This window comes from Hyphomonas neptunium ATCC 15444 (genome assembly GCF_000013025.1).
In the GTDB taxonomy this organism is placed as follows: domain Bacteria; phylum Pseudomonadota; class Alphaproteobacteria; order Caulobacterales; family Hyphomonadaceae; genus Hyphomonas; species Hyphomonas neptunia.
This window is the reverse complement of the sequence record NC_008358.1, coordinates 2,085,706-2,112,208: the sequence shown is the minus strand read 5'-3', so window position 1 is coordinate 2,112,208 and position 26,503 is coordinate 2,085,706. Positions and strand designations below refer to the sequence as shown.

The 26,503-nt window shown below is 62.8% G+C and carries 24 protein-coding genes; 15 read left to right on the top strand and 9 right to left on the bottom strand.

The features are described 5' to 3' along the window. Window positions 1-2 precede the first annotated feature (2 nt). Together hslU and hslV are read right to left on the bottom strand one after the other, a co-directional pair. Entirely contained in the window at window positions 3-1,307 is a 1,305-nt protein-coding gene (gene hslU / locus HNE_RS10065; RefSeq protein ID WP_011647031.1) for an ATP-dependent protease ATPase subunit HslU, read from the bottom strand. A 102-nt stretch (window positions 1,308-1,409) separates the two neighbouring features. Then, on the bottom strand, window positions 1,410-1,967 hold the full coding sequence (gene hslV, locus HNE_RS10060; protein WP_011647030.1) for an ATP-dependent protease subunit HslV: 558 nt from the start codon (window positions 1,965-1,967) through the stop codon (window positions 1,410-1,412). 129 nt (window positions 1,968-2,096) lie between these two features. Between hslV and pstC the strand changes: the two genes are divergently transcribed. From pstC to phoB, 5 genes are read left to right on the top strand one after another with little or no spacing between them, the layout of a single operon-like run. After that, window positions 2,097-3,512, top strand: coding sequence for a phosphate ABC transporter permease subunit PstC (gene pstC / locus HNE_RS10055; RefSeq protein WP_011647029.1), 1,416 nt, complete (start codon window positions 2,097-2,099; stop codon window positions 3,510-3,512). After that, window positions 3,505-5,082, top strand: coding sequence for a phosphate ABC transporter permease PstA (gene pstA / locus HNE_RS10050; RefSeq protein ID WP_011647028.1), 1,578 nt, complete (start codon window positions 3,505-3,507; stop codon window positions 5,080-5,082). Before pstC ends, pstA begins: the two co-directional genes overlap by 8 nt. After that, the gene (pstB, locus tag HNE_RS10045) at window positions 5,082-5,909 is read left to right on the top strand and encodes a phosphate ABC transporter ATP-binding protein PstB (protein WP_011647027.1); all 828 of its coding nucleotides are present in this window, start codon (window positions 5,082-5,084) and stop codon (window positions 5,907-5,909) included. The genes pstA and pstB overlap by 1 nt, the downstream gene beginning before the upstream one ends. Window positions 5,910-5,920: 11 nt before the next feature. Next, a complete protein-coding gene (gene phoU / locus HNE_RS10040) occupies window positions 5,921-6,607 on the top strand; it encodes a phosphate signaling complex protein PhoU (RefSeq protein WP_011647026.1) in 687 nt (228 codons plus the stop codon). A gap of 31 nt (window positions 6,608-6,638) precedes the next feature. Further along, entirely contained in the window at window positions 6,639-7,325 is a 687-nt protein-coding gene (gene phoB, locus HNE_RS10035; protein ID WP_011647025.1) for a phosphate regulon transcriptional regulator PhoB, read from the top strand. An 82-nt stretch (window positions 7,326-7,407) separates the two neighbouring features. On the opposite strand, the gene HNE_RS10030 is transcribed toward phoB, so the two are convergent. Beyond that, complete coding sequence (locus HNE_RS10030) at window positions 7,408-8,109, bottom strand: dienelactone hydrolase family protein (RefSeq protein ID WP_011647024.1); 702 nt, start codon at window positions 8,107-8,109, stop codon at window positions 7,408-7,410. Window positions 8,110-8,251: 142 nt separating this feature from the next. Here HNE_RS10030 and HNE_RS18015 point away from each other — a divergent pair, with 142 nt between their 5' ends. Next, a complete protein-coding gene (locus tag HNE_RS18015; RefSeq protein ID WP_049755105.1) occupies window positions 8,252-9,073 on the top strand; it encodes a phasin family protein in 822 nt (273 codons plus the stop codon). A 62-nt stretch (window positions 9,074-9,135) separates the two neighbouring features. Here the strand turns inward: HNE_RS18015 and HNE_RS10020 are convergent, their stop codons facing one another. Then, the gene (locus HNE_RS10020; RefSeq protein ID WP_011647023.1) at window positions 9,136-9,768 is read right to left on the bottom strand and encodes a TetR/AcrR family transcriptional regulator; all 633 of its coding nucleotides are present in this window, start codon (window positions 9,766-9,768) and stop codon (window positions 9,136-9,138) included. Between the two features lie 159 nt (window positions 9,769-9,927). On the opposite strand from HNE_RS10020, the gene HNE_RS10015 reads away from it, so the two are divergent. Together HNE_RS10015 and HNE_RS10010 are read left to right on the top strand one after the other, a co-directional pair. Then, window positions 9,928-11,616 carry an alpha/beta fold hydrolase gene (locus HNE_RS10015; protein WP_011647022.1) on the top strand — a complete coding sequence of 563 codons (1,689 nt, stop codon included), beginning with the start codon at window positions 9,928-9,930 and terminating at the stop codon, window positions 11,614-11,616. Between the two features lie 22 nt (window positions 11,617-11,638). After that, window positions 11,639-12,481, top strand: a complete 843-nt coding sequence (locus HNE_RS10010; RefSeq protein ID WP_011647021.1) for an alpha/beta fold hydrolase — start codon at window positions 11,639-11,641, stop codon at window positions 12,479-12,481. A gap of 7 nt (window positions 12,482-12,488) precedes the next feature. On the opposite strand, the gene HNE_RS10005 is transcribed toward HNE_RS10010, so the two are convergent. After that, on the bottom strand, window positions 12,489-14,075 hold the full coding sequence (locus HNE_RS10005; RefSeq protein WP_011647020.1) for an AMP-binding protein: 1,587 nt from the start codon (window positions 14,073-14,075) through the stop codon (window positions 12,489-12,491). 163 nt (window positions 14,076-14,238) lie between these two features. On the opposite strand from HNE_RS10005, the gene lipA reads away from it, so the two are divergent. The 3 genes from lipA (at window position 14,239) to HNE_RS09990 (ending at window position 16,131) form a co-directional block, all read left to right on the top strand. Then, window positions 14,239-15,210: a lipoyl synthase gene (lipA, locus tag HNE_RS10000; RefSeq protein ID WP_035592790.1), complete on the top strand. Its 972-nt coding sequence runs from the start codon at window positions 14,239-14,241 to the stop codon at window positions 15,208-15,210. Window positions 15,211-15,213: 3 nt separating this feature from the next. Beyond that, window positions 15,214-15,675, top strand: coding sequence for a type II toxin-antitoxin system RatA family toxin (locus HNE_RS09995; RefSeq protein WP_011647018.1), 462 nt, complete (start codon window positions 15,214-15,216; stop codon window positions 15,673-15,675). A gap of 201 nt (window positions 15,676-15,876) precedes the next feature. Continuing rightward, window positions 15,877-16,131, top strand: a complete 255-nt coding sequence (locus HNE_RS09990; RefSeq protein ID WP_011647017.1) for a hypothetical protein — start codon at window positions 15,877-15,879, stop codon at window positions 16,129-16,131. Between the two features lie 301 nt (window positions 16,132-16,432). On the opposite strand, the gene HNE_RS09985 is transcribed toward HNE_RS09990, so the two are convergent. The 4 genes from HNE_RS09985 to HNE_RS09970 all read right to left on the bottom strand — a co-directional run bounded on the left by HNE_RS09985 (window position 16,433) and on the right by HNE_RS09970 (window position 20,563). Beyond that, window positions 16,433-17,608: an IS481-like element ISHne2 family transposase gene (locus tag HNE_RS09985; protein ID WP_011645512.1), complete on the bottom strand. Its 1,176-nt coding sequence runs from the start codon at window positions 17,606-17,608 to the stop codon at window positions 16,433-16,435. A 256-nt stretch (window positions 17,609-17,864) separates the two neighbouring features. After that, complete coding sequence (locus tag HNE_RS09980) at window positions 17,865-18,356, bottom strand: CinA family protein (protein WP_035592438.1); 492 nt, start codon at window positions 18,354-18,356, stop codon at window positions 17,865-17,867. 21 nt (window positions 18,357-18,377) lie between these two features. Beyond that, window positions 18,378-19,163 carry an enoyl-CoA hydratase/isomerase family protein gene (locus HNE_RS09975; protein ID WP_011647015.1) on the bottom strand — a complete coding sequence of 262 codons (786 nt, stop codon included), beginning with the start codon at window positions 19,161-19,163 and terminating at the stop codon, window positions 18,378-18,380. 263 nt (window positions 19,164-19,426) lie between these two features. Continuing rightward, window positions 19,427-20,563 carry a bifunctional 2-C-methyl-D-erythritol 4-phosphate cytidylyltransferase/2-C-methyl-D-erythritol 2,4-cyclodiphosphate synthase gene (locus tag HNE_RS09970; protein WP_011647013.1) on the bottom strand — a complete coding sequence of 379 codons (1,137 nt, stop codon included), beginning with the start codon at window positions 20,561-20,563 and terminating at the stop codon, window positions 19,427-19,429. Between the two features lie 119 nt (window positions 20,564-20,682). Here HNE_RS09970 and HNE_RS09965 point away from each other — a divergent pair, with 119 nt between their 5' ends. The 4 genes from HNE_RS09965 to HNE_RS09950 all read left to right on the top strand — a co-directional run bounded on the left by HNE_RS09965 (window position 20,683) and on the right by HNE_RS09950 (window position 26,497). Next, window positions 20,683-21,678, top strand: coding sequence for a tRNA dihydrouridine synthase (locus tag HNE_RS09965; RefSeq protein WP_035592457.1), 996 nt, complete (start codon window positions 20,683-20,685; stop codon window positions 21,676-21,678). Continuing rightward, a complete protein-coding gene (locus HNE_RS09960) occupies window positions 21,675-22,733 on the top strand; it encodes a two-component system sensor histidine kinase NtrB (protein WP_011647011.1) in 1,059 nt (352 codons plus the stop codon). The genes HNE_RS09965 and HNE_RS09960 overlap by 4 nt, the downstream gene beginning before the upstream one ends. Window positions 22,734-22,738: 5 nt before the next feature. Further along, a complete protein-coding gene (locus tag HNE_RS09955) occupies window positions 22,739-24,112 on the top strand; it encodes a sigma-54-dependent transcriptional regulator (protein ID WP_011647010.1) in 1,374 nt (457 codons plus the stop codon). A gap of 105 nt (window positions 24,113-24,217) precedes the next feature. Beyond that, on the top strand, window positions 24,218-26,497 hold the full coding sequence (locus HNE_RS09950; RefSeq protein WP_011647009.1) for a sensor histidine kinase: 2,280 nt from the start codon (window positions 24,218-24,220) through the stop codon (window positions 26,495-26,497). Window positions 26,498-26,503: the final 6 nt, after the last annotated feature.

Here is a 26,503-nt window from a genome sequence, read left to right as displayed (position 1 = left end):
GGCTACAGAATAAACTTCGACAGATCCGCATTCCCGGCCAGGCTACCAACTTTCTCGTCCACATAACTTGCCGTGATCGTGAAGGTCTCGCCGCCCTTGTCGGGGGCGTCAAAGCTGATGTCATCCAGCAGCCGCTCCAGAATGGTCTGCAAACGCCGCGCGCCGATATTCTCGATGGACTTGTTTACCGCCTCGGCCATATCCGCGATCCGGTCGATGGCACCGTCCTCGAAGGTCAGCGTGACATTCTCCGCCGCCATAAGTGCCTCATACTGACGGATCAGGCTGGCCTGCGGCTCGACCAGAATGCGGCGCAGATCGTCCCGCGTCAGCGGCTCCAGCTCCACGCGGATCGGCAGGCGGCCCTGAAGCTCGGGCAGCAGGTCTGATGGCTTGGCAACGTGGAACGCGCCAGACGCAATGAACAGAATATGGTCGGTCTTCACCGCGCCGCGCTTGGTCGAAACGGTCGTGCCTTCAATCAGCGGCAGCAGGTCGCGCTGCACGCCCTCGCGGCTTACGTCCGCGCCGCCCCGGTCCTTGCGCGCGGCAATCTTGTCGATCTCGTCGAGGAAGACGATGCCATCTTCTTCCACGGCCATGATCGCTTCACGGACGATCTGTTCCTCATCCACCAGCTTGTCGGCTTCCTCGGTCACTAGCGGCTTGGCGGCTTCGCGCACTGTCGTTCGCACCCGACGGGTGCGCCCGCCCATCGCCTTGCCCAGCATGTCGCCCAGATTGATCATGCTCATTGAGCCACCCTGGCCGGGCAGGTCTAGCATCTGCATCGGGTTGTTCGTGTCGGCAAAGTCGAGATCGACTTCCTTGTCGTCCAGCTCGCCCGCGCGCAGCTTGCGGCGGAACACTTCACGGGTCGAGCTTTGCGCCTCGGCGCCCACCAGCGCGTCCAGCAGCCGCTCCTCCGCCTTGTCCCGTGCAGCCTTGTCGACGCCCGCGCGCTTCTGCTCGCGGATCATGCCGACGGCTGCCTCAACCAGATCGCGCACGATCTGCTCAACATCCCGGCCGACATAGCCAACTTCAGTAAACTTTGTCGCTTCCACCTTCAGGAAGGGCGCATTGGCCAGTCGCGCGAGGCGTCGGGACACTTCCGTCTTACCCACGCCCGTCGGCCCGATCATCAGGATGTTCTTCGGCGTAATCTCGCCCCGCAGATTTTCCGGGGCCTGCTTGCGCCGCCACCGGTTGCGCAGGGCAATGGCCACCGCGCGCTTGGCGGCGTTCTGGCCAACAATGTGGCGGTCCAGCTCGGCAACGATTTCGCGGGGCGTCAGGTGTTTCATCTAATCGATCTCATCTTGTATCTGGTGGGGGCCTTATGATGGCCGCTCTGAATGGAGCTTATGGGCGCCGCCCTTGGAGCGTTATCCGCTCCGGCGCCGGCCTCAGATTTCCAGGGTTTCCACGCTGAAATGGCCGTTGGTGTAGACGCAGATGTCGGCAGCAATCTGCATCGCCTTGCGTCCGATCGTTTCGGCGTCCTCCTCATAATCATAGAGGCCGCGCGCCGCGGCGAGGGCATAGTTCCCGCCAGACCCGATCGACACAACATGATGTTCGGGCTCCAGCACATCGCCCGCGCCGGTGATCACCAGCGTGCTGTGCTTGTCAGCCACGATCAGCAAAGCTTCCAGTTTCTGGAGGTATTTCTCTGTCCGCCAGTCCTTGGCCAGTTCCACCGCCGCCCGCTGCAACTGGTCGGGGAAGCGTTCCAGCTTCGCCTCCAGCCGCTCGAACAGGGTAAATGCATCGGCCGTCGCCCCGGCGAATCCGGCGAGAATCTGCCCGCCCGCAATCCGGCGCACCTTGCGCGCATTGCCCTTCATTATGGTCTGACCCATCGACACCTGGCCGTCGCTGAGCATCACGAGTTTGCCATTCTTGCGCACGGCGAGCACCGTCGTTCCGTGCCAGATGGCCTTTGAATCCTGAGGGTTGGTCATGGCGAACACATGGCGTCTTTGACGCGCCCACGCAATAGAGGGCCCCTGCGTCAGGAAATACAGAAGATTGTCACATAACTGTCGCGGCCTTCTTCTATTTGGGGCTCGTATCACCCCGGAAGGAAGTTCATGCTTCAGCAGCTCGGTCTCCTGCCCATGGGCTGGCTACTGATCGCGCTTATCGCGGTCTTTGCATCCGTAGCGTTCTTCGTCGGCCGCGTCCGCGCCGAGCGTCTTCTGTTGTCTGGTGCCCCCGAGCTACACTCCCGGCCCAACTATCACGGCTATTTTGTCGCCATGTGGGCGGTCCTTCCGGCCATTCTGGTGGCGCTCGCTTATGCCCTGGGCGCCGAAGCGGTCTCTCGCGGCCAGCTGACAAGTGAACTGCCCCCCGCCTTCGAGCTTCTCTCCGCCGCCGAAATGCAGACCTATCTCGACTCCGTGGCCCAAGCGGCCCGGTCGACGGACTATGCCGGCACGGATCTGGTCTTCACGGCGGTCACCAATCGGTATCTCGAGATTCAGGGCGGCCTGAACATCGGCGCCCTGGCGCTGATGGTGTTTGGCGCGCTGGGCGGGCTCGTCTTTGCCCGCCGCCGCCTTGCCGCCAGCTTCCGGGCACGCTCGCTGGTCGAGCGGGGCATGGAAAGCGTGCTGTTCCTCTGCGCCGTCGTCGCCATCGCCACCACGGTCGGCATCGTGGTGTCCCTGTTGTACGAAAGCATCCAGTTCTTCCGCGTCGTCCCGATCTGGGATTTCCTCTTCGGCACGCGCTGGAACGCCCAGACCGAGGCAGAGTTCGGCGCCCTGCCACTCTTCTTCGGCACCTTCATGATCGCCCTGATCGCCATGGCCGTCGCCGCGCCCATCGGCCTCTTCTCGGCGATCTACCTCTCCGAATATGCCGGCCCCAGGGCCCGCGCGTGGATCAAGCCGATCCTGGAAATCCTCGCCGGTATTCCCACCGTGGTGTACGGCTTCTTTGCGCTGCTGGTCGTCGCGCCCGCGGTGCGCTCCGTGGCGATCTGGATCAACGAGACGCTCATCAATACCGGTCTCGCCACCGAACCGCTGCTGGCGGCCCAGCCGACCAGCGCGCTCGCCGCCGGTCTTGTCATGGGCATCATGGTCATACCGTTTGTGTCCTCGCTCTCCGATGACGTGATCAACGCCGTGCCCCAGACCCTGCGCGACGGCGCTTATGCGCTCGGCGCCACCAAGTCCGAGACCGTCCGCAATGTCGTGGTCCCCGCCGCGCTCCCCGGCATCATCGCTGCGCTGCTGCTGGCGGTCTCCCGCGCCATCGGCGAAACGATGATCGTGGTCATGGCCGCAGGCAAAAGCGCCCGCATCTCGATGGACCCGACGTCTGACCTCACAACCATCACCGTCCAGATCGTCTCGCTGATGACCGGCGAAACGGGTTTTGACGATCCCAAGACCCTCTCCGCGTTCGCCCTTGGCCTCGTTCTGTTTGCCGTAACGCTGATCTTCAACGTGATCGCCCTGCGCGTGGTCCAGAAATACCGGGAAAAGTATGACTGATCCGGCCGCCTCGCCCTTTTCAAAGCCCGATGCCCTGAAACGCCTCAAGCGCCGCCGCGCGTCGGATGTGCGCTTCCGCCTGTATGGCATGGGCGCGATCTTCCTGGCGCTCGGCGCGCTGGTGATGCTGGCGCTGTCCATCGGCTCGCAGGCCATTTCGGCGGCAACCTACCATGTCGCGCGCTACGACATCACGCTCGACCCCGCTGTCATCGCGCCGCCCGGTGAAAACACGCCCGAAGAGATTGCCCGCAATGTCGATGGCTTCTGGGAACTGGTGCGCGACAATCTGATCGCAACCTTCCCCGAATCGGACCGCGACCGCGCCACGCGCCTGGAAGTGTCAGAATTCATTACCCGTCTGGCCGTGCTTCCCGCCGCCCGGAAAGTCGCCGCCCGGCCCCAGCTGATCGGAAACGAGATAGAGCTTGCTGCGCCGCTGAACGACGATCTCGACCTTTACCTGAAAGGTCAGGCCTTCGCCGAGCGCCGCGTACGCGTCAGCGGCATCACATCGGTCGCCGCGCAGGAAGATGGCAGCGTGCTGCTGACAGGGCAGGGCGCTTTCACGCCCATCCGCACGGCCATGACCACGCTGGAATCAGATGGCGTAAACCTTGAAGATGGCTCGGTCCTACTCACCGCCGGCGCGGCGACAGGGCGCCTGCAAGGCATCGAGCCTGGCACCGCTCGCCTGGAACTGCTCACCGGCACGCTGGACGCATTTCAGGGCGCCACCGCGACCGCTCGCATCATCGCGCTCCCCGAAGCTCAGCGCGTTGTCTCCGACCAGCAGATCGCCTGGACGCTTGCCCTTCAGGAGATGGGCCGGATTTCCCGCGTGCCCCGCTGGAGCCTGCTGACCCATTCGGACTCCACCTATCCCGAGCTTGCCGGCGGCCTCGCCGCCCTGGTCGGCTCCCTGTTCACGATGCTCGTCACAGCGCTGGTCGCCATTCCGATCGGCATTCTGGCGGCGGTCTATCTGGAAGAATTCGCGCCCAAGAACCGGCTGACCGATTTCATCGAGGTGAACATCAACAATCTCGCCGCGGTTCCCTCCATTGTGTTCGGTCTGCTCGGCGCGGCGGTCTATATCAACTTCCTCGGCATGCCCCGGTCTGCGCCATTGGTTGGCGGCCTTGTGCTGGCGCTGATGACGTTCCCCGTGGTGATCATCGCCGCGCGCGCTGCGCTCAAGGCGGTTCCGCCGTCGGTGCGCTCGGGCGCGCTGGCCATTGGTGCCTCGCAGATGCAGACCGTTTTCCATCATGTGGTGCCGCTCGCGGCGCCCGGCATCCTCACGGGCGCCATCCTCGGCATGGCCCGCGCGCTGGGTGAAACCGCGCCGCTGCTGTTGATCGGCATGGTCGCTTTCGTGGGCGATGTGCCTTCCAGCCCGACGGATGAGTCCACCGTCATGCCGGTGCTGATCTTCTCCTGGTCAAACAATGCAGAACGCGCCTGGGAGCCGATGACATCCGCGATGATCGTCATTCTTTTGGCGGTGCTTTTGCTGATGAACGGGTTGGTGGTATTCCTCAGACGTAAATACGAGCGGAGATGGTAATGGATACGGATCACAGACCGCAGGCCGAGGGGGCTGTGCTGACGCCCTCCGCCGAGGCCCCGCCAGTCGCCGCGCCGCGGATTGATTGCCGCGACATCCGCGTTTTTTACGGCGCGGATCAGGCAATTCACAATGTCTCTCTGTCATTCCCGGACCGCGCGGTCACCGCGCTGATCGGCCCGTCAGGCTGTGGCAAGTCTACCTTCCTGCGATGCCTTAACCGCATGAACGACACGATCGAGAATTGCCGTGTTGAAGGCCAGATCCTCATGGACGGGCAGGACATCAACGATCACTCGATTGATCCTGTGCTCCTGCGCTCGCGCGTCGGCATGGTGTTCCAGAAGCCAAATCCGTTCCCCAAATCCATCTACGACAACATCGCCTATGGCCCGCGCATCCACGGCCTCGCCTCCAGCCGCGAAGACCTTGACGCCATCGTCGAGAAGTCGCTCCGCCGCGCCGGTCTCTGGGAAGAGGTGAAGGATCGCCTCCAGGCCCCCGGCACCAGCCTCTCGGGCGGCCAGCAACAGCGTCTCTGCATCGCCCGCGCCATCGCCGTGCGCCCCGAAGTGATCCTGATGGATGAGCCCTGTTCGGCGCTCGACCCCGTGGCAACGGCCCGCATCGAGGAACTGATCGACGAGCTGCGCAAGCGCTACTGCATCGTCATCGTCACGCACTCCATGCAACAGGCTGCCCGCGTCAGCCAGCGCACCGCCTTCTTCCACCTAGGCAATCTCATCGAGATGGGAGAGACAGAACAGATCTTTACCAATCCGCGCGAAAAGCGGACCGAAGACTACATCACCGGCCGGTTCGGTTGAGGGAGAAGCATATGTCGGATCATATCGTCTCTGCCTATTCGGATGAGCTGGACAAGCTCTCCTCGGACATCATGCGCATGGGCGGCATCGTGGAAACGATGATCGCGGACTCCTGCCGGGCGCTCAGCATCAATGATCCCGTCCTTGCCAGGGAAGTCATCGCCCGCGATCCGCAGGTCGATGTCATCGAAGCCGAAGTCGAAAAGCAGATCGTCAGCCTCATCGCGCGCCGCCAGCCCATGGGCCACGACCTGCGCATGATCCTCTCTGCCCTGAAAACGTCCAACGAGCTTGAGCGCATTGGCGACCTCTCCAAGAACATCGCCAAACGCGCCCTGCGCCTGGATGATTTCGTCAGCGCGGAAATGCGCAACGCCATCCTGCGCATGTCGCGGCCCGTCGCGCGCCAGCTCAACGAAGTGCTCGATGCCTACGCCTCCAGCAATTCGGCGCTCGCCAAGAACGTCTGGTCCAGCGACGACGACATCGACCAGCATTACAACGCGGTCTTCCGCGAAATGGTCACCTACCTCATCGAAGACCCCCGCCGCATCAGCGCCGGGGCACATATGCTCTTTATAGCGAAGAACCTGGAACGGATTGGCGATCACTGCACCAACATCGCCGAATTCGTCTACTACCAGGCAGTGGGAGAATACCTGTCGACCATGGAACGGCCGAAGCTGGACCAGGTCTGACGTCCATCGGAACAATTTACGGAGCCGAATGATGAAACCCTACGTGCTTGTCGCAGAAGACGAAAGCGCCGTCTCCGAGCTGCTGCTCTACAATCTCAAGCGGGAAGACTATGACGTCGCCATCGCTGCTGATGGCGAGGAAGCGCTGATGATGATCGACGAACGCATACCAGACCTGCTGCTGTTGGACTGGATGCTGCCCAAGGTCAGCGGTATCGAAATCTGCCGCCGCGTCCGCGCCACCGGTGTCAATCCAAACCTCCCGATCATCATGCTCACCGCGCGCGGTGAAGAGAGCGACCGCATCCGCGGACTTGATACAGGCGCGGACGATTACGTCACCAAGCCTTTCTCGACCACCGAGCTGATGGCCCGCGTCCGCGCGGTCCTGCGCCGCATCCGTCCCGGCCTCAAGGAAGACCGCATCACGGTCGGCGACATCGAGATCGACCGCGTCGCCCACCGCGTCTCCCGCAACAATGAAGACATCCACCTCGGCCCCACGGAATTCCGCCTGCTGGACTATTTCATGCAGCATCCGGGCCGCGTCTTCTCGCGCGAACAGCTCCTCGACACAGTATGGGGCTCGGATGTCTATGTTGAAGCCCGTACGGTGGACGTGCATGTCGGCCGCCTGCGCAAGGCGCTTCGCCAGAGCGGCGGGGAAGACCCCATCCGCACCGTCCGCTCCGCCGGCTACGCCCTCCGCGCAGACTGAGCCTCAGAAACAACCAAAGAAAAAGGCGGAAAACCCTGATGGGTTTTCCGCCTTTTCCGTATTCAGATAATCCGATTCCAGATTAACCAAACAGTTCGGTCAGGAACGTCTTGAGGTACGCAAAGCTGCGACGGTCAGCGTCGGCATTGTAAACCGTGCCCATGTCCGGATTGTTCGCGCCCACCGTCGTGAACGAGTGGTAGCCATTGCCGTGCACATGCGCCTGCCAGTCTGCGCCTTCAAACTCCTTGGAGATTGCCAGGAAATCTTCCGGCGTCGCCATAGGGTCCAGCCAGCCATGCTCGATCAGAACCTTCGCCTTGATCTTCGGCTGCGGAATATTCTCCGCCGGGCGGAAAAGTCCGTGGAAAGACGCTACGCCCAGCACGTCCTGGTTCGCCCGCGCCATGTCCAGCACGCAAAGACCGCCAAAGCAGAAGCCGATCGCGGCGGCTTTCGACGGGTCTACGCCTGTCTGCGCCTTGGCTGCGGCCAGCCCGCCCGCAAGGCGCTTCTGCAACTCGGCCCGGTCGCCCACCAGCGGGTTCATCAGCGCCTGGTTCTCTTCCACATTCGTGCCGCGCTTGCCCTTGCCGTAAACGTCCACCGCGAAGGCGGCATAGCCGAACTCCTTCGCGATGATGCCGGCTTTCTGTTTTTCATTGTCGGTCAGCCCGCCCCAGGCATGGGCGATCACCACGACCGGAACATTCGTCTTGCCCTCGGGCATGACCAGCCAGCCCTCATAGGTCTTTCCGTCCACCTGATAATCAACTGCGCTCATGGGAGGTCTCCTTTTGTTTCTCTGCCACAGTGGATAGAGGCCTTCCGCGACGGGATTCAAGCACGCAGCCGCGATTAGTATGCGCTTTCTAGACTTTTTCCCTAAATCCCATCCCATGAACCAAGCCGCCAGGGAGAAACTCATGGCTACCAAGACCCCCAAGACCGCCGCTCGCGCCAAAGCAAAGGCTGCAGGCAAGGCAATCGAGGCCCAATCCACCGAGATGGCCTACAAGATCTGGCTCGCCGGTGTCGGCGCCTATGGCAAAGCCTATGACAGCGCGCTGGCCGGTGCCACCGTCGTCAACAAACAGTCCGCCGAAGTCTTTGAAGACCTCGTCAAGCGCGGCGCCGAAATCGAGCAGGACGTTCGCGCCCGCCTCGCCGGCAACGAAGGCTTCACCAAAGCCAGCGGCCGCATGTCCAAGGCCGTCGAAACGGCTCGCGACTTCCAGTCGAAAGCCCAGGGCCAGTTCGAATCCCGCATGGACCGCATGCGCGACCTGCTCGGCGTCAAAGGCATGGGCACCGCCCGTGAAGCCTTCGCCCGCCGCGTAGAAAAGCTGGAAGATGAAGTCGCCACCGTGTCGGCCAAGGCCCGCACCAAGGCAAACGACCTTCACCTGAAAGAACGCATCGCGCGCCTCACTGCTGAGATCGAATCCGTCGCCACCGAAACCGGCGCAGATGTCGCCAAGACCGCCAAGCGCGTCGCCACGCGCGCCAGTAAGGCCGTCAAGGCCGCGATGGAGCCCATCGAAGCGGAAGTCGCTGACGATCTCTCGCAGATCAACGGCGTTGGCCCGGCCATGGTGAAGAAACTGCACGCAGCCGGCATCACGCGCTTTGCTCAGATCGCCGCCATGAAGAAAGCCGAGCTTGAAGCGCTCGACGCTGAAATCGGCGCCCGTGGCCGCGTGCTGCGGGACGAGTGGGCCAAGCAAGCGAAGAAACTCGCGAGCTAAAGCCAGTTCCGAGACGGGGCGGGGAGCCAGAACGGCTTCCCGCTCTTCTCAAACCGTCCTTTTCAAGATTGCGTTTCCTTGAAGTGGCGGATCATGCCGCTTAGCGCGCCATGTCCGTCCTTGCCCATATACGGCACGATCAGACACATCACCTGGAATACGGTTTTATGGATCAGGGCAGGGCCATCATGGCTTTCCCGGGTCAGACTGTCCCCCGCCAGCCAGAAGGTCAGTGTGGTGATGATCTGATCGGTCAGGGGCGGCATCAGGCGCGGATCTATATCGATCACGTCCAGCCGCGCCAGATCATCCAGGATGCGTAAGATAGTCTGCCGTTTTTCGGCGATCAGCGCGCGAAAGCGGCCAGCCAGATCGGGGTAACGAGCAATCAGCCCGGCAAGGTCGCGGTAGAAGAAGCGGAAGTCGTATATCTCTTCCAGCAGGATGTAGATGTAGACCCAGTTGTCCTCAATCGAGGCAACGCCCCCGCTGGAGCCGCGCAGGATGACGCGCATCTCCTCTTCAAACCGCTCGTAAAGGGCGCGGATAATCGCGTCCTTGCCCTTGAAGTGATAATAGAGGTTACCCGGACTGATCTCGAGCGCGTTGGCCACATCCACAGACGAAAGCTGCGCCTCGCCCTCTTCATTGAAGAGAAGCAGGCTCACCTGAAGGATACGGTCGCGCGTTTTCATGGCCACAACTGTAGTTTGACAGAGAAAACTGACTGTGGAACGAATTTTGTCATAAACTTTGTCATGTTCTCTTTCAGGAAAAGAAAGGGATCATGGTTAAAACCGGCGGCTGGGTAAGGAACCCGGTGAACGTCCGGAAGCCTTTGGGGAGGAACTACCATGACGTCACCGAAAGACGAGATTGCCCGCAATGCGGCTGAAAACACCGCCGCGCTGAACCCGCTGCTGGGCGGCTTCAACCGCCAGGAACTGCTCGGCGCCGTGGGTCTGATGCTGCGCTCCACGATGACCAACCCGGTCACCACCGCCAGGACCGCCGGCAAGATCACGGCCGAAAACACCCAGATCCTGCTGGGCAAGTCCAAGCGCGAAGCCGACAAGAAAGACCGCCGCTTCAAGGACCCCGCCTGGGAGCATAATCCCTTCTACAAGCGCGGCATGCAGACCTATCTGGCCACCCAGGAACACCTCCACGCCTGGGTCAACGAGATCAAGATGGGCGAGCTGGAACAGGCGCGCGCCAAATTCGTCATGGGCATGATCACCGATGCCCTCGCGCCCACAAACTCCCTCGTGGGCAATCCGGCCGCCACCAAGCGCGTCGTGGATTCGGGCGGCCTCTCCCTGCTCAAGGGCATGAAAAACCTCTACGACGACCTCACCAAGAATGGCGGTCTCCCGTCCCAGGTCGATAAACGTCCCTTCAAGGTTGGTGAAAATCTCGCCGTTTCAAAAGGGCAGGTGGTCTGGAAAAACGAGATGCTGGAGCTGATCCAGTATGCCCCGCTCACCGAGAAGGTCCACAAGACCCCGATCCTGATAATTCCCCCACAGATCAACAAATTCTACGCCATGGACCTCACGCCGATGACGTCGATGGTCCAGTTCCTCCTCGCGATGGAACAGCAGACCTTTGTGATTTCGTGGCGCAACCCCACCAAGAAGCACAAAGACTGGGGGATGAACGACTATATCGACAGCCTCGTCCAGGCCAGCGAAGTCATCCGCAAGATCACGAAGTCGCCTAAGATCAACGTCTCCGGCGCCTGCTCGGGCGGCATCACCACGGCCACCTTCGCGAGCCTTCTTGCCGCCGCCGATGACAAACGCATCAACTCGCTCACCTTCATGGTCTGCGTGCTCAACCCCCAGCGCGACGACAGCGACATTGGCCAGATCGTGTCGGATGGCAGCCTCGAAATCGCGCGCAAGTATTCCAAATCCCGCGGCATCCTGAAGGGCGATGACCTTGCCCGCATGTTTGCCTGGATGCGCCCGAACGACCTCATTTGGAACTATGTCGTCAACAACTATCTCATGGGCGAAGATCCTCCGCCCTATGACGTTCTGTTCTGGAACAACGACACAACCAACCTCCCGGCCCAGCTGCATTCAGATTATCTGGATATTGCCCTCAGCCAACCTTTCGATAATCCGGGTACGGTTGAAGTCTCCGGCCATATGGCAGACCTCAGCAAGGTCACCGCAGATGCCTTCGTCGTTGCTGGCGTCACAGATCACATCACCCCCTGGAAAGCCTGCTACCGCACACCGTCTCTGCTCGGCTCGAAGAATGTCGAATTCATCCTCTCTTCCAGCGGTCACCTCCAATCCCTGATCAACCCGCCCGGTAATCCGAAGGCGAAGTATTTCCGGGGCAAGGAGATCAAACCGACGGCGGATGAATGGGCGCTGGCCGCTGAAGAACAGGCCGGCTCCTGGTGGCCGCTCTGGGGCCAATGGCTCAAAGAACGCTCCGGCGCCCTGAAAGCTGCACCTAAAGTGCTTGGCAACGAAGCCTTCCCCCCCATCTATGCAGCGCCAGGCCGCTACGTCTTCAACGACTAGGCCGTTTGAGAAAGATACGCTGATGCCCGCCACCGCCCGCAAACCCGTCATCACGATGGAAACCATCGACGGTATCACCCTGCGCGTCGCTCATTGGCCCGCGACAGGGCAGGCGGGTGGCCGCCCGCTCGTCTTCTTCAACGGCATCGGCGCCAATCTGGAGCTGGCCTCCGGTCTCGGCGGCATGTTCCCGGACCGGGAAATCCTCACCCTGGACGTCCCCGGCGTCGGCCTTAGCCCCGTCACCCAATGGCCCTACCGCCACTGGATGCTCGCCCGCTGGATTCGCAAACTGGTCGACCGCTACGGCATCGATGAGATGGACGTCATGGGCGTCTCCTGGGGCGGCGCGCTCGCCCAGCAATTCGCTTTCCAGTATCGCAGCCGCGTCAAACGTCTCATCCTGTGCGCCACCACAGCCGGCGTCACCATGATCCCCGGCCGCCCGGCCTCGCTCTCGAAAATGGTCGATACGCGCCGCTATTCAGATCCCGAATTCATGCGCGAAAACTTCGCCAAACTCTATGGCGACGCGGCCGATGAATCCGCAGGCGGACATATCGACAATCTCATGCCGCCAGACCCCAAAGGCTATCTCTACCAGATCCTCGCCTTCGCGGGCTGGTCGAGCCTTCCCTTCATCCGTTTCCTGAAGATGCCAACGCTGGTCATCATGGGCGATGCAGACTCCATCGTGCCCGTCGCCAACGGCCACATCCTGAACTTCGCCCTGCCAGATTCTCGGCTGCGCATCATTAAGGGCGGCGGCCACCTCTTCCTCGTCACCCGCGCCGAGGAAACCGGCGCGCTGATCCGCGAATTCATGGATGAGGAAAACGCGGCGCCGCTGAGCAACGCCGCCTGAGCCGCGCTCAGTCGTTCATCAGCCGCTCGGCCGCAATCCCCACGGCGCCATAATCCACCTTGCCCGTCCCCAGCACGGGGATCTCGGCCACACGGAACACCCGGCGCGGAACGGAAATCTCCGGCACGCCATGCTGCTTTGCCCAGCTCAGGATCGGCTCCCGCGTCGCTTCCGGCGCGTCGGTCAGCAGGATCACCTGCTCGCCCTTCTTCGGGTCGGGCAGGGTAACCGCCGCATGCATATTGTCCGGCCACACAGCCGCCGCGCAATTCTCCACCACGGCGAGCGACACCATCTCCCCGCCAATCTTCGCAAAGCGCTTCACGCGGCCCATGATGCGGATGAACCCGTCCTCGTCCACGGTCACGATGTCGCCGGTATCATGCCAGCCATCGATCAGCTTCTCGATCACGCCGGGATTGGACGGGCGCAGATAACCCAGCATGATGTTGGGCCCGCGAATATGCAGCTTCCCGCCCTCGGGCATGCCCTCCACCGGCACCAGCCGCGATTCCATATCCGACATCAGCTTCCCAACCGTACCCGGACGGTTATCTTCCCACTGATTGGCCGCCACCACGGGTGACGCTTCGGTCGCGCCATATCCTTCCAGAATCTCGATATCAAACTTCCGGCGAACATAAGCCCGCGTCTCATCCTTCACCCGCTCTGCGCCGCAAACAGCGAGGCGAATGGAACTGAGATCGCCGTCTTCCGCCGTCCGCGCATATTGCGAAATGAACGTATCGGTCGCCAGCATGATCGTGGGCTTGTGCTCGCTGATCCGGCGCACGATTTCCTTGGGCTGAAGCGGGGAGGGGTGAAAGAACACCTTGATGCCCGCCACAATAGGCAGGATCGCGCCCACGGTCAGCCCGAAACAGTGAAACATCGGCAGCGGATTGAACAGTACATCCGTATCAGGACCAAGCCCGATATGCGCGCGCACCTGCTCGACATTCGCCATCACATTCTCATGGCTCAGCACAACGCCCTTGGGCTCGCCCTCGGTGCCGGATGTGAACAGGATCACGGCCGGCTTCTTGTGGCTCGGCCCCGCCGCCACCAGCCCCGGCAGCAGCGTCCCGGCCACCGCCGTCAGCTTGTTGCCGAGCGACAGATTCTCCCGCACATCCTCAAGATAGATGATCTCGGCAACCTTCGAGAGATCCTCGATCAGCGTCTCCAGCCCGCCCAGTTCCACAAATTTGTGCGCCGTGATGATCCGCTTCACCTTGGCGGCCTTCATCGCCGCCTTCAGGTTTTTCGAGCCAGCGGTAAAATTCAGCATCGCCGGCACGCGCCCGAACGCGCTGACGGCATAAAACGCGATCACCGCGCCCACGCCGGTCGGCAGCATGATGGCCACCGCCTCGCCTTTCCTGGTGCCTTTTTTCAGCGCCGAGCCCAGCCCGAAAGCCGCCCGGATGATTTCCTTATAGGTCAGCGCCCGCTCGTCGCCGTCCACCACAATCGTCTTGCCGCCGCCAAACTCGCGTGAGGCGCGAAGCAGCGCGGAAAACAGGTCCGTGCGGGTGCGCTGCGGCTTGTAGGCAAGCGGTGCGGGCACCAGTGGCTGGATCGATTGCTGCATAGGTTTCCGCCCTGAATCATACCGGCTTGAGCCGAATTTTGTAATATTCTGTCATGTTGCGTCATATCTGCAACAGATATTGCCAGTGCGCCCCACCTCCTGCATGGGTCGTCTGCAGACGCTGACGCTTGATGGAATCGCCTCGAAGGTCCATTTCCTCCCCATGGCCAATCTCATAGACACCCGTTCCGGCGCCCCGCGCCCGCGCCATCCCGAAAAGCAGGCCCGGCCAGACACGCCCGTTCTGCGCAAGCCGGACTGGATTCGCGTCAAGGCGCCCACCTCGCAGGGCTATAACGAGACCCGCAATATCGTGAAGTCGAAGGGCCTCGTCACTGTCTGCGAGGAGGCCGGCTGCCCCAATATCGGCGAGTGCTGGGACAAGAAACACGCCACCATGATGATCCTGGGCGAGGTCTGCACCCGCGCCTGCTCCTTCTGCAACGTCGCCACCGGCAAGCCAAAGCCCGGCGTGGAAGAAGACGAGCCCGCCCGCGTGGCCGAGGCCGTCGCCGAAATGGGCCTCTCCCATGTCGTCATCACATCCGTTGACCGCGACGATCTGGAAGACGGCGGCGCCATGCACTTCGTCAATACGATCAACGCCATCCGCGAACGCTCGCCCGGCACGACGATTGAAATCCTCACGCCGGATTTCCTGCGCAAGGATGGCTGGGAAAACCGCGTCATCGATGCGCGGCCCGACGTGTTCAATCACAATCTGGAAACCGTCCCGCGCCTCTATCTCACCATCCGCCCCGGCGCGCGCTATTTCCATTCCCTCCGCCTGCTGCAAAAGGTGAAGGACCGCGACCCCGCCCAGTTCACCAAATCCGGGCTGATGGTGGGCCTGGGTGAAACCAAGGAAGAGGTGATGCAGGTGATGGACGACATGCGCTCTGCCGGCGTCGACTTCCTCACCATCGGCCAATATCTTCAGCCCACGCGCAAACACGCCGCGATTGACCGCTTCGTCACGCCCGAAGAGTTCAAGGCGTATGAAGAAATCGCCCGCGCCAAAGGCTTCCTCATGGTCTCGGCCAGCCCGCTCACGCGCTCCAGCCACCATGCGGGCGAAGACTTCGCCCAGCTGCGCGCCGCGCGCGAAGCCTTTCTCGCCGCCCGCAAAGCGTAAGGCATGCCGCGCTTCACCAAGACCCTGCGTGTGCCTTACGGGCCGCCGCAATGCTTTGCGCTGGTGTCAGACATCGCCCGCTATCCTGATTTCATAAAATGGATCACCGCCCTGCGCGTCTCTGAAGTGCGCGCCGCCGGCCCCGGTGTCATTGAATGCCTCGGCGAAGCGGTCGTCGGCTTCAAGGGCTTCACCGAACGCTTCACCACCCGCGTGGTCGCCGACGAACCGGCCCGCCGCGTCACTGCCTCGCTCGTGCGCGGTCCTTTCCGCAAACTCTTTGCCGAATGGCGCATCACCGAAAGCGTCCACGGCGCCTCCGATGTGTCGCTGGAAATCAACTACGAATTCAGAAACCCCATCATCGGCTTCCTCGCGGCTGCAAACCACGACCTGGCCGTAGACCGTATACTGAACGCCTTTCTGGAAGAAGCGCAGCGGCGCTACTCCGCGCCCAAGGCATAAAGCCCCTAAATTCCTCTCCCTGTGGGAGAGGCTGCAAACGCCCGGAGCAGGCCATCGCAAAGCGATGGGAGGTGAGGGCTTCCACCCTATCCAACAAATCGCGGCCCCTCCGCCCAAAAAATCCCCATCCCGATCAACCCCCTACAAAAAACTCCCGGAAATCCTGTCCACCCCCTCCGCCGCCGCGCGTAAACTCCGCCCATGTCGCACTTCAACCGCCTCCGCGCACATCCGGTGTTCGCCAGCTATTTCAAAGCTGTGCACCCGCTGTTCTGGTGGTTCCTCTTCCGGGAATTGTGCAAGCTGCCCGGCCGGCTCGATGCGCTCGGCCGCGGCGACGCCCTCATCTCGATCACCTGGTGGGGCCGGATCGACATTCACTATGTCGCCGGAACAGAACCGGCAGGCTACGGATTAATTTCCCCGACACGCAAACCGTGGAGCGATCCATGCTAGTCTACCTCTGTCCCGGCAGACTTTCTCCCCGAAGCACAACGCTTTATCTTCCCCTGCGCAAGCGGGGGAAGTGGCAGGCCGCGCAGCGGACTGACGAAGGGGGAATGCGCCCTCGTGGCAACCGCCGACACTTCCTAGCTATAAAGCCACCCCGAATTTGAGCTTCCAAACCGGCCAGCGCCCGCTGCGTCCGGCCAAACGTGCTGCGTGAAACACGTCTTGGGTATCAAGCCGAGAGCCACCCCACTGTGCAACCGGGGACATAGGTAACATTTGAGACCGGGGAGATGGGTTACAGTTTTCATGGTATGTTCCGTGGTCTGCCAGGCTTGATGCGGTTCATGCGTTTTTTCGGGTCGATGTGTCCGAGGAGGATGGGGCCGAAGTAGACGTCGTATTGGTCTTCGCCGGTCCGGAAGAGGCCAACGCGCTCCCCGATCAGCACTTCGGAGATGAAGGGTTCCGCGCCGCGCCATCTAATGGTGCCGGCGTGCCTGACCGCGCGGGTTTCGGTGGCGCCAGGATAGTCCGGGGCGCGAAGCTTGCCGTCCCATACGCGCGGGCTTGGCACATAGACCGCCGCCGGGGGTTTCTGGCCGAGCGCCTCATGCGGACGCTCATGATTGTAGGATTTCCGGAACCGGACAAGGCGCGCGGCCTGCGCCCGAAGTGTGCGGGAGACCGGATCGGCCGCTTCGCGCTTCAGGGTCAGATGCAGACGCTCATGGCGCCCATTCTCCTGCGGCTTTCCAGGGGTGATCCGTTCCGGGAAGATGCCCATCTTCACAAAGTTGACCGCCAGACGGGACAGGCCCCCGGCCGCCACAGACCCGAAAGGCGGACCATTGTCTGACCGGATGGCGCGCGGCAGGCCGTGGTCCCGGAACGCCTTTGCCAGTACCGGCCAGACCGTATCATAGCCCGTGCGCGCGACAGGCTGGCAGACCAGAAGATACCGGCTCAGGGCGTCCGAGACCGTGAACGGCTCACAGCGTTGGCCATCGCCCGTACGCCACCAGCCCTTGAAGTCCATGCACCAGACATCGTTGGGGGCATGCGCCTGCGCAAAGGGCGTTGTCATCGGCGCCGCGCGCCGGCGAAACCGCCGCGGAGATACAAGCCCTTCGCGCTTGAGAATGTCACCGATCGTCGAAGCCGCTGGCCAGGCAACACCCGGATCATCCATCTCCAGACGCGCCTTCAACTTGCGCGGCCCCCAGGCAGGATGCGCCCGCCGGAGCGTCACCACACGGGACGCCAGCTCCGGTGGCGTGCCGCCCGCCGGGCAAAGCGGGGCTCGAGACACATCATAAAGCCCCGCTGGCCCCGCAGCCTTGTAACGCTCAATCCATTTGTAGGCCGTCTTGCGCGATATATCGAACCGCACAGACAGCCCTGTCACACTGTCCTCACCCTTCAGCCACGCCGCGATGAACTCAACACGCTCGTTCATCGGATCTGTCCGCCTCCAACCCATGACCATCTCCTCCAGATGGTCATCCTCGCAAATCTGTTACCCATGTCCCCGGTCTGTTTTGTTACCCATCTTACCGGATTGGACCCCACCCCAACCCTCCCCATAGTCATGGGGAGGGGGCACGTCGCTCCAAGTCGAAACATTACCTCTCCCAAAACGCAACAGGTCCCCTCCCCATGACTATGGGGAGGGCTAGGGTGGGGGCGCTCTCAGCCCTGAAAACCGTTTGAATGAATCAGTTGGCAGCCAGCCCACCCTACCGCGTCTGCGCCTGAATCAAGTTCAGCGCCGTCTCAACCGCCGCCATGCGGATGCCCTCGCGGCCAATGTCGCCCAGTTGCAGCATTTCGTGCAGCACGGCCCGGTTCTCCCGCGCGCAGGCGATGTGGACGGTGCCCACAGGTTTCATCCGTGTACCGCCGCCCGGCCCCGCAACGCCGGTAATCGCCACGGAGATGTTCGCCCGGCTGTTGGCCATCGCGCCTTCGGCCATCATCCGCGCCACCGGCTCGGAGACCGCCCCGAAATCGGCCAGCACATCGCCGGGCACGCCCAGCATCTCTTCCTTGGCCTTGTTGGAATAGGTCACAAAGCCCCTCTCGAACACGGAGGAGGAGCCGGCAATATCGGTCAGCAGCGCCGCGACGAGCCCCCCGGTACAGCTCTCTGCGGTCACGATCTTCAGGCGGGCCCGCTCGGCATCATCGAGCACCAGCATGGCGAGGTTACGAAGGCGATCTGGAAACATGGTCACCTGTCTAGCGCCCGATCAGTTGCCCGTGAAGACCGGCGTTCGCTTTTCGATGAAGGCCGCGGCGCTTTCCTTCGCGTCGGCGGTCTGCATCAGGCGGCGGATTTCGGTAATCGCCCATTTGCCCGTATCGCGCCAATCCGGGTCCAGCGTCCGGCGCAAACCGGCTTTCAGCGATTTGACCGCTTGGGGCGGGTTCGCCGCGATCTTCTCCGCCAGTGCCAGCGCCGTCGGCATAAGGTCCCCCGGCGCCACCACCCGGCCCACCAGGCCAATCGCCTTGGCCTCGGCCGCGTCAATCACGTCCCCGGTGAACAGCAGCTCGCTTGCCTTCTCGCGGCCCACAAGCTGGGCCAGCCGCCCGAGCCCCGGCGCGTCACAGCAGAGCCCCCGCGTCACGAAAATCTCGCCGATCTTGGCGGTGTCAGACATCACCCGCATATCCGCCATGATCGCCAGCTCCGCGCCCCAGCCGAGCGCAAAGCCATTGATCGCCGCAATCACCGGAATATCCGTATGCAGAAGGGCGTCGGCCGCAGGCGTCAGCCCGCCGGTATCTTTCGCCTTGGCCGCCCGCTCCGGCGTCACCGGCGCGCCCTTGGAGAGGATCTTCTTCACATCGTCCCCGGCGCAGAACGCCCGCGTGCCAGACCCCGTAATCACAATCGCCCGCGCGTCCGAGGTGCGCACCGCATTCTCCAGCGCGTCATAAAGCTCATAATCGAGCGAATTCATCGCCTCAGGTCGGTTCAGCGTCAGCACCGTCACGTGCCCGCGTTTCTCGGTGATCAGAATATCGTCCATGTCTTCCTCCCGGCTATCTTTTGCCGGGGAAGCTCTCATGAAGGCGCCGCCTTGAAAATAATGCCGCGAGGTAAGGGCAGGGGATGCCGAAAATATCCCCACGCTGTTTTTGTTCGTCACCCTCGATGCGCGCCAGCGCATCTGAGGGCCCATCTCCGGAACTTTCCGTCAGATCAGTCGGCAATGGCAGGAGCTAGGCTCCTAGATGGCCTGCGGCCATCGGGAGTGACGATACCCAAGAGGGCTTCGCTCGCTCCGTTGCCTCACCCCTTCGGCATCAGCAGCGCCACAGCCTCCGCCGCAATCCCCTCGCGCCGCCCGGTAAAGCCCAGCCCCTCCGTCGTCGTCGCCTTCACGCTCACAGCGTCCAGCGGCAGCCCGAGCAGCTCCGCCGTCCGCGCCCGCATCGCCTCGCGGTGGGGCTTCACCTTGGGCGCTTCACAGATCACCGTGATGTCGCAATTGGCGATGACATAGCCCTTCGCCTCGGCGAGCCTCTGGGCCTCTTTGAGAAAGAGGCCACTGTCAGCCCCCTTCCACTGCGGGTCCGATGGCGGAAAGTGATCCCCAATATCCCCCAGCGCCACCGCGCCAAGGATCGCATCGGTCAGCGCATGCCAGGCCGCGTCCGCGTCCGAATGGCCCTTGAGTTTGGCGATGTGGGGAATGGCCACCCCGCACAAGGTGACATGATCCCCCGCCTCAAACTCATGCACGTCATAGCCCTTGCCGATGCGCGGGGCGCCGGTGGGGGAGAGGAGGCGGGCCAGCATGTCGAAATCCTCTGGGTAAGTGATCTTGGTCAGCCGCGCCGAGCCGGAGACGATCTCGACCCTCCCGCCGGCAGCCTCGATGGCGGTCAGGTCATCGACCAGATCGGGACCGGCCGCGGAAAGCGCCGCGCGGATCTCGCCGAGGCGGAAGGCCTGCGGTGTCTGGACCCGGACGAGGCCGGTCCTGTCCACATTTGTCCAGCTTTGTCCCGAGTTTGTCTTCAAAGCGTCCGCAACTGGCATCGCGGGGGCCGCGCCTGACACAGATGGGTCCTGCAGGCGCGCGATCAGGCTGGAGATAGTTGCCGCATCAATACCCGGCCGCGCAGCATCATGTATAACGACAGTGGCGTCTTCCGAAATAGTCGCCGCCGCCAGCCCGCTCAGCACAGATTGGGTGCGCGTATTGCCCGGTTTTGCTTGAATAATTTTGGGCTCCGCGGAACAGTCACCCAGCTCATCCCCCGCCACGATCACCACTTGCGAGATCTGCGGATGGTCCACAAATGCGGCAATTGACCAGTCGATCACCCGCTTTCCCAGCAGCATTTGCCACTGTTTCGGGCGCTCTGCGCCTGCGCGCTGGCCCCGGCCTCCGGCAACGATTATGGCGACGGTCTCGGTCATGATCTGGCTTGTAGGCGACCCGCACGCGGCTGGCTACTCTCCGAAATGTCCCGAAAAGGGAAAGAAATGCCCATGATTTGTGCGCTTGCGAAAAAATGAAAAGTGAGAAACAAAAGGATATGATCAATTTTGAGGCACCTCGGGTCTGGCTGGCGCCAATGTCCGGCGCAACGGACGCCCCCATGCGGCGGCAAGCGGTGCATTTCGGCGCCCCGGCCGTAGTGTCGGAGATGGTCGCCGGCGAAATGCTCGCCAAGGCCCGGGCAGACGTTGTGCGCCGCACATGCCGCCATGAAGGTGCAGGCTACTGGATCGTCCAGCTGGCCGCCCGCCGCCCTGAAGACATGCTCGCAGGCGCCGTTCTGATGGCCGAGGCGGGCGTCGATGTCATCGACATCAATATGGGCTGCCCCTCCAAACAGGTCACCGGTGGCCAGTCCGGCTCCGCGCTGATGCGGGATCTGCCGCTGGCAGGCGAAATCATCGACGCCGCCCTCCAGGGCGCTGCAGGCCGTCCCGTCACGCTGAAAATGCGCCTCGGCTGGGACGATGAAAACCTCAACGCCCCCGAGCTCGCTGTCATGGCGCAAGACCGCGGCGTGCAAATGCTCACCGTCCACGGCCGCACGCGCTGCCAGTTCTACACAGGCGGCGCCAACTGGGCTGCTGTCCGCGCCACTGTGGACGCCGTCAGCCTGCCCGTCATCGTCAATGGCGACATCTCCGATACCGCCTCGGCCCGTGAGGCGCTCGCGCAAAGCGGCGCTTACGGCGTCATGCTCGGCCGCGCGGCCATGGGCCGGCCCTGGCTGGTGGGCGAAGTCGCCGCCGCCTTGGAAGGCCGCGCCTGGCGCAGGCCCGCCCTCAATGAACAGCTCGCCAGCCTCTGCGAGCAGATCACTGACTCGATCGATCTCTATGGGGCCAGCCTTGGCCTCAGGATGGTGCGCAAGCATGTCTCTGCCGCCATCGACGAACTGGAAACTGACCTGCCGGCCACAGAACGCCGGCAGCTGCGCGCCGATCTCTGCCGGATAGGGGACGCCGGAGAGCTGATCGCTGCGCTGCGTAAGGTCTATCTTGGAAAGGTGTTGGAGAAGGCGGTGTCCTCATGACGACTTTGACTGGCGAGCGGCCCTCCGGCCTCGCAGATCTGTCCCCCATCGCGCTGCTGCATGTTGATCAGCGCCGCCGCATCGCGAATGTGAACCCGGCGGTTGAGGACATGTTCAAGCTCTCGCGCCGCGCGCTGGTCGGGCGCCCGCTGAGCGAAGTGGTGTTTCACGACTCCATTCTCTTCGAGCTGATCGACCGGGCCGAGCGCGATCCGGCTGAGATCACCGCGCCCTCCACACCGGTGTCCGGCCCCTCCATGCAGGTCCGCACCATCTGCGACGTTCGCATCCGCACAGTCGAAGGGGGTAATTTCATCCTCGCCATGGCGGAGGCCCCGTCGCGGGATTCCGGCGAAGGCGTCGCCGGCGCAGCCGGGTTCGGGCGCATCCTCGGCCATGAAGTGAAAAACCCGCTCGCCGGCATCATCGGCGCCGCCCAGCTGCTCGAGCGCCAGGCCCATGCCGGTCAGAGCGAGCTGCTCGACATTATCAAGGACGAAGCCCGCCGCATCGAGCGCCTCGTAAACCGCCTCTCGGCGTTCGAGCTGTTCTCCGCGCCCCGCATGCAGGCCTGCAACGTCCACGCGCTGCTCGACAAGGTGATCGCTTCGGAACGCGCCGCGATGGGCGCGCGCGTTGAGTTCCGCCGGGACTTTGACCCCTCCTTGCCAAACATGATGGGCGATCCCGATCACCTTCAGCAGGCCTTCCAGAATATCGTCCGCAACGCCGCCGAAGCTGCCTCCGAAGGCGGACGCAAAGGCGAGGTCGTCCTGCGTACCGCCTATGCCGCCGGCCTTGCCGTGCGACAGGCCCGGCTCGGGTCCGGCCTGCGCCGCGCGATGCTGATTTCCTTTGAAGACAACGGCCAGGGCATCCCGCGCGAGCATCAGGCCACGATCTTTGACGTGTTCCAGAGCACCAAATCCGGCGGCCGGGGCCTCGGCCTCTCGATCGTCAGCGAAGTCGTCAATGCCCATGGCGGCCAGATCCGCGTCGACAGCCAGCCGGGCGCTACCCGTTTCACCATTCTGTTGCCGCTTTCGGAGGCGTAAATCTCATGGCCGACAAGACTGTTCTCCTCGCTGAAGACGATGCCAGCATCCGGCTCGTCGTGAACCAGACCCTGGTGTCCGCAGGCTATGAGGTGCGCGCCACCAGTTCCCCGGACGCGCTCCAGCGCTGGGTGCGCAATGGCGAGGGCGATGTTGTCGTCACCGACGTCTATCTCGGCGACACGTCGATCTTTGATCTTCTGCCCTCGATGAAGCTCGCCCGGCCGGATCTGCCTTTCATCGTGATGAGCGGCCAGAACACCATCCTGACCGCCGCTTCTGCTGCCGAGCATGGCGCCTTCGATTACCTCCCCAAACCCTTCGACATTGATGTCCTATCCAGCCTCGTTCGCCGTGCGCTCAAATCCTCGCCGGCGCCGGAGCGCGCCATCCACCCTGACGCCCAGAAGGCGGTCGCCGATGCGGGCCTGCCGCTGATCGGCCGGTCGGATGCGATGCAGGAGGTCTACCGCCTCGTCGCCAAGGTGATGAACACCGACCTCACCGTTCTGATCGAAGGCGAAAGCGGCACCGGCAAGGAACTCGCCGCCCGCGCCATCCACCAGCTCGGCCAGTCCAAGCGCGGCCAGTTCATCGCGCTCGACCTTGCCGCTATGCCGCCGGCCGAAATCAACCGCGAACTCTTCGGCACAGATGGCAATGACGGCGCGGTTCACCTGAAAGGTGGCACGCTCTATCTCGACGAGATTGGCGACCTTCCCGCTGAAGCCCAGGCCCAACTCGTCAAGCTCCTGCGCGAGCCCGGCGGCGCCCGCCTCATCGCCTCCACCCGGCGCAATCTTGGCCGCCTCGTGGAAGACGGCAAGTTCCGCGAAGACCTTTATTACCGCCTCAACGTGATGCGCCTTGCCATCCCGCCGCTGCGCCAGCGCAAGGAAGACATCCCCGAACTCGCCCGCGCCTTCCTGATCCGCGCCCAGCGCCAGGGCCTCGCCGCGCGCACCTTCGACAAGTCCGCGCTCGACCTGATGGCCGCCTATGACTGGCCGGGCAACGTGCGCGAGCTCGAAAACCTCGTTCTGCGCCTTGCAGTGCTCAGCTCCGATTCGGTCATCACGGTGATGGATGTCGAGCGCGAGATGCGGATGGGCGTCGCCGAGCAGACCGGCGCCAGTCTCGGCTTCGAGGCCGAAATCGAGGGGCTCCTCCACCGCTATGTGATGGGCGATCTGGTTTCCGGCGGTGAAGGGGAGGGCTCAAATGTCCACGAATCCGTTGTTAACCGCGTGGAACGGCCGCTGATCCGGCTCGCGCTGTCGGTTACCTCGGGCAACAAGGTTCGCGCGGCGCAGCTATTGGGGATGAACCGGAACACGCTGCGGGCCAAGATCAACGCCCTCGGCATTGCAGAAGACTGATTGACGACACCCCAATCTGTGGCTCAAGTGCACCACTGTTGCTGGCAGGACACTTAACTGTGTCCTGATTGCAACGGGGCGGGGCCCCAACAGAGCCGGAATTGAGTGTCGACGACCGCAGCTAACTCTCAGGCCAACAAGGCAAGCTGGGCCCTGTTTGAAGGGCTCTTCATCATTGCGGCCCTGGTCGCGGTGTTTGCGACCTTTATTGCCATTTCCGGGGTCGTTCCCGACGATCCGACGGCGGGCGCAACGCCCTGGCTGCTCGGCCTGAACTTCATTCTCCTCATCGTACTCGCCATCATCGTAACGCGCGAATACCTGCAGATCCGCGTCGGCAAGGAAGATGGCAGTGGCAAACTCGCCCGCCGGTTCGTGCTGCTGTTCGGTTTCTCGGCGCTGATCCCGGCGATGGTCGTGGCCGTGTTCATGGGCACCTTCATCACGCGCGGCCTGGACCGCTGGCTGGGCGAACGGGTCGACCATCTGATGGAACAGAATGCGGAAATCTTCCGCACCTATGTCGAAAACTTCCAGGCGACCTTTGATTCCGACATGCGCCTCGCAGCGCTCGACGTGGAAAGCTTCGCCCGCCAGGTGGACCAGAGCCTCGCCATTGCCCCGCCCACCGAAGATGGGGACGGGGCCATCTATGACTATGCCTCCACCACCTTCTTCGACGGTCTGCGCTCCGAACTGGCCAGCCGCGAGTTTCTCACCATCGCCATTCTCGGCGCAGACGGGGTCGATCTCGTTGCCGAAGCGAGCGTTCAGGAACCCATTCTCCTGCTGCCACCCAAGTCAGCCTATCTCGAGGCCGATGAAGGCGCGGTGGCGACCACGCTCTATGAGGGCCGCGGCCTTGCAACGGCGCTCATTCGCATCTCCGCGCCCACGGACGGCTATATCTATGCCGTGAAGGTGTTCGACCGGAACGCGGCGCGCTCGCTGCGTGAAGCCGAAGCCGCGCTTGAAGAATACTACGCCGCTAAACGAAGCGGCGGCCGGCTGCAAATCATCTTCGTGATCGGCTATGCCCAGATTGCCGGCCTGGTTCTGTTGCTGGCCGGGCGTCTTGGCCTGGAGGCAGCCGGGCGCGTGACGGGCCCCATCGGGCGCCTCGCATCGGCCGCGCATACCGTGCGCGACGGCGATCTCAGTGTCCGCGTGCCGGTCTCCGGCCCGGTCGACGAATTGCATGCGCTGGGCCATTCATTCAACGCCATGACCGAGCAGCTAGCCAACCAGCGCGAAGCGCTCATCCGCGCCCGGAATGACGAAGAAGACCGGCGCCGGTTTGTCGAGACGCTGTTGGCCGAACTGGGCGCGGGGGTGATGCGCGTCGGCCCCGATGGCATGATAAGCTTGGCCAACCGGTCGGCCGCTGAAATGCTGGGCCTGCCAGGAATTGACGAAGGCGCGCCGCTCTCGTCGGTCGCGCCGGAGTTTGAGCGGTATGTCCGCGATACGATCGAGCGTGACGCGCCGGTCGATGCGACGCTGGACCTCAGCATCGGCGGAGAGACGCGCAACATCCGCCTCAAGACAGCGCTTGGTCCTGAAGGCGGCTGCGTGATCACATTTGACGATACCACCCGGCTCGTGAACGCCCAGCGCCAGCTCGCATGGCGCGATGTGGCCCGCCGGATTGCCCATGAAATCCGCAACCCCCTGACGCCGATCATGCTGTCTACGGAACGTCTCAAGCGCCGCTACGGGCCGAAAATCGACGATCCCGACGGTGTGTTTGACCGCTGCATCGAGACGATCCTGCGCAAGGTGGATGACATCGCTCGCATGGTGGAGGAATTCTCCTCGTTCGCCCGGATGCCCAAGCCCAGCGTCGCCCCGTTTGACATGCGCGACCTGTTGCAGGAGGCAATCTTCTCGCAGAGCGTTGTCTCCCCTGACATCGATATAATGCTGGAAACAGACCTCAAGACCGCGCCCTATCTCGGGGATGACCGCCTGCTTGGCCAGGCGTTCGGAAACCTCCTCAAGAATGCGGCAGAAGCCATTGAGGGGCAGCCCATCGAACATGATGTGTCCGGGCATATCCGGATCATTCTCCAGCAGGAAGTCCGTGGGCTGGAAATCATCATAGAAGACAATGGCCCCGGCTTTCCGGCTGAAGTCCGCAACCGGCTGCTCGAGCCCTATGTGACAACGCGGGAGAAGGGGACAGGCCTTGGCCTGGCCATCGTGAACCGCATCATCGTCGATCATGGCGGCTCCATTTCCCTTCAGAACCGGCCCGACGGACTGCGCGGCGCCCGTGTGCGTGTGGTCCTGCCGGAGAACGGCGCGCTGGTGATGCAGTCAGAAGACAATTCCGCAGACGAGGTGGGCGGGACTGACCGCTTACCTTATCCCTTGAGTTTGTAGAGGAGA